Raw genomic sequence first — 2939 nt, forward strand, 5'->3', positions numbered from 1 at the left:
TTCTCGAAGACGCGCAAGCACTTTGTGAAACTATTTTGAAGACCGCGTATTTTCCTTCGATCCGACCGCGCGACACCACGTCTCTTCACTACCTTCTCGCTATATATAGGCGGAAGAAGAACGCCACACCGACGCCATCGCCTTTGGGCACAATAGCGTCCATGAACACCGACCTTCCCAACGACGCCTCCGGGCACGCCCATCCGTTCGCCGCCCTGCTCCCCGACACCGTCATTACCGCTGTCGAGCAACTCGGGAGTTATAGCGACGGGCGTCTGCTCGCCCTCAACAGCTACGAGAATCGCGTCTATCAGATAGGGATGGAGGACGGTCCCCCGCTGATCGCCAAGTTTTACCGTCCTCGACGCTGGACGGACGACGCCATCCTCGAGGAGCACGCCTTCACACAGTCGCTCGCGCAAAACGAAATCCCTGTCGTCGCCCCCATGGAGATCGGTGGCCGGACCCTGCATCACTTCGACGGCTTCCGCTTCGCCCTCTTCCCCCGTCGCGGCGGTCGTGCCCCAGAGCTTCAGGACCCCGACACCCTCAACTGGCTCGGCCGCTTCCTCGGACGCATCCACGCACATGGCGCGACGCAACCGTTCCGCCATCGCCGCTGGATATCGATACCTACGGCCGTGCGCCCGTCGACTATCTGTGGACGAACGGATTCATCCCGTCCGATCTGCGTGACGCCTGGCGCAGCATCGTCGATCTGGCGCTCGACGGCATCGCTCGCGCCTACGAACGTGCGGGGGACGTCAAACGCCTGCGCGTGCACGGCGACTGTCATGGCGGCAACGTTTTGTGGACCGACGCCGGCCCGCACTTCGTCGACTTCGACGACACCTGCATGGCGCCCGCGATGCAAGACCTATGGATGCTGCTCTCGGGCACCCGCTCCGAGATGACCGTCCAACTGGACGAAGTACTCTCCGGCTATGAAGACTTCGCCGACTTCAACCCGCGCGAGTTGCATCTGACGGAAGCCCTCCGCACGCTGCGCCTGTTGCACTACAGCGCGTGGCTCGCACGCCGTTGGGACGACCCGGCGTTCCCCGCCGCGTTCCCGTGGTTCAACACGCAGCGCTACTGGCAGGACCGCATTCTGGAGCTACGCGAGCAAGTGGCGTTGATGGATGAACCGCCGCTCACCTGGCGCTGACAGGCCGCTCACCTCGAACCCACTCACCACCATCGCCACATGGCGAATGCGAGCGCCGCCGCCACGCACCACTCGGCGGCGGACCCCGTCGTGACATAGAGCGGTGAGCGAAAGCGCGTCCGAAGCGGCCAGCACAGCGGCACGCCCGAGGGCGTCAGCCAATCGGCCAGCAAATGCGACAAATAGCCGGCACAGAGCGCGAGCATCCACGCCGGGACATATCCCCATCCGTAAAGACACGCGACGATCGCGAGCGCCGGCATCAATAGCGAATGCGTCATGCCGCGATGGCCGAACAATCCGGAGATCGCCAGCGACAACAGCGCCACACGACGCCCCAACAGACTTTTCGGATGATCGATATCGGGCAACAACGCGCCGACGAGCGTCAACGGCCAAGCATGAACACTCGCGGCCCAACCGGTGCGATGCATCAGCCACGTGGCGCCGATACCGAATATGAGATGACTTCTGGCTTGCATGAAAGACTTGTCGACAAGCGCAAACGGCTTCGCGTCTGCGCAAAAAGGGGCCGAAGTCTATCACCGCACATCGAACGAAGCTCACACAAAAAGCTCCGGCGTCACCACATCGGGCGTCGACACGCAATGCCGTCGTAACAGACCTCATCGCCACAGCGACAAATACGACACTTTCCGCCGCCTTTCGTTGCGATTCGATTGACGGTGTCATATCCGGAATTTACGATCCGCTCGACCCATCAAATCCGGCCCGATTGCCGTCCGATCGCCGGCGCCCGCACCCAGGCGAACTCAAGCCAACAAAACCAGGGTCCCCGCAGGAGTTTTCGATGAAGAAGTTTCTGATCCTCGCCGCCGCAATCGCACCACTCAGTGCCTATGCCACGAATCCTCTCGTGACGGACGACACCGGCACGCAGGACACCGGCAACTGGCAGCTCGAACTCAATAGCGAATGGCTCACGCAGCCGACGTCGCGCCAGCAACAGTGGACCAACACATTGACGTACGGCGTACTGCCGACGCTCGACATCGCCATCCAGGCACCGTACCAGCGCACGCGTCCCGATGGCGACGGCTGGACGAACGGCTTCACTGATCTGCAACTGCAAGCCAAATGGCGCTTTCTCGAAGGTGAACAGTGGAGCATCGGTATCAAGCCGTTCATCACGCTCCCGACCGCGAGTCAGGACCGCGGGCTCGGCAACGGACGCGCCACGACGGGAGCGAACCTGCTCATGCAATACAACGTCGACCGATGGACGCTGCTCGCCAACGCCGGCTACACATGGAATAACAACAGCATCGGGAATCGTCAGAGCCTGTGGAACGTATCCACGGCCGTACTCTTCAGCGTGACGGATGAAGTGCGACTCGTCGCCGATATCGGACTCGCCACGAACCCCGACAGCACGACACAGACGAAACCGGCCTATGCCCTGATCGGCGCCATCTACAGTCCCACGAAGGATCTGGATCTCGACGTCGGCTACAAGCGCGGCCTGAATCCGGCATCGCTCTCCCATTCGGTTCAGGCTGGGGTCACGATTCGCTGGTGACGTCGGAGATCTCTATCTATATGAATAGACAGGACAATGACGGTGTACGCAACGCGTCGGACCACGCGCAGGACACCTAAAAAACGCACACGTCACGCATGAATTTCGGGAGCGCATTAAATTTAATGTCATAAATGCTTGACCAATGCGTGGAATACCCGTACTATTCATCTCCTCAGACGCGGGGTGGAGCAGTCTGGCAGCTCGTCGGGCTCATAACCCGAAGGTCAC

2 protein-coding genes and 1 pseudogene are annotated in these 2939 nt (G+C 61.0%); 2 read left to right on the forward strand and 1 reads right to left on the reverse strand.

Annotation, left to right across the window (positions count from 1 at the left end; genetic code table 11):
* The first annotated feature begins 161 nt into the window (after positions 1-161).
* Positions 162-1168, forward strand: a pseudogene (locus A9762_RS26050) (serine/threonine protein kinase).
* A gap of 23 nt (positions 1169-1191) precedes the next feature.
* Here the strand turns inward: A9762_RS26050 and A9762_RS26055 are convergent.
* Positions 1192-1650 (reverse strand): metal-dependent hydrolase, encoded by a 459-nt coding sequence (locus A9762_RS26055; RefSeq protein ID WP_069344876.1) that lies wholly within the window; start codon positions 1648-1650, stop codon positions 1192-1194.
* Between the two features lie 329 nt (positions 1651-1979).
* On the opposite strand from A9762_RS26055, the gene A9762_RS26060 reads away from it, so the two are divergent.
* Positions 1980-2708, forward strand: coding sequence for a transporter (locus A9762_RS26060; protein ID WP_069344877.1), 729 nt, complete (start codon positions 1980-1982; stop codon positions 2706-2708).
* Positions 2709-2939: the final 231 nt, after the last annotated feature.

Source organism: Pandoraea sp. ISTKB (assembly GCF_001721285.1).
Classification (GTDB): domain Bacteria; phylum Pseudomonadota; class Gammaproteobacteria; order Burkholderiales; family Burkholderiaceae; genus Pandoraea; species Pandoraea capi.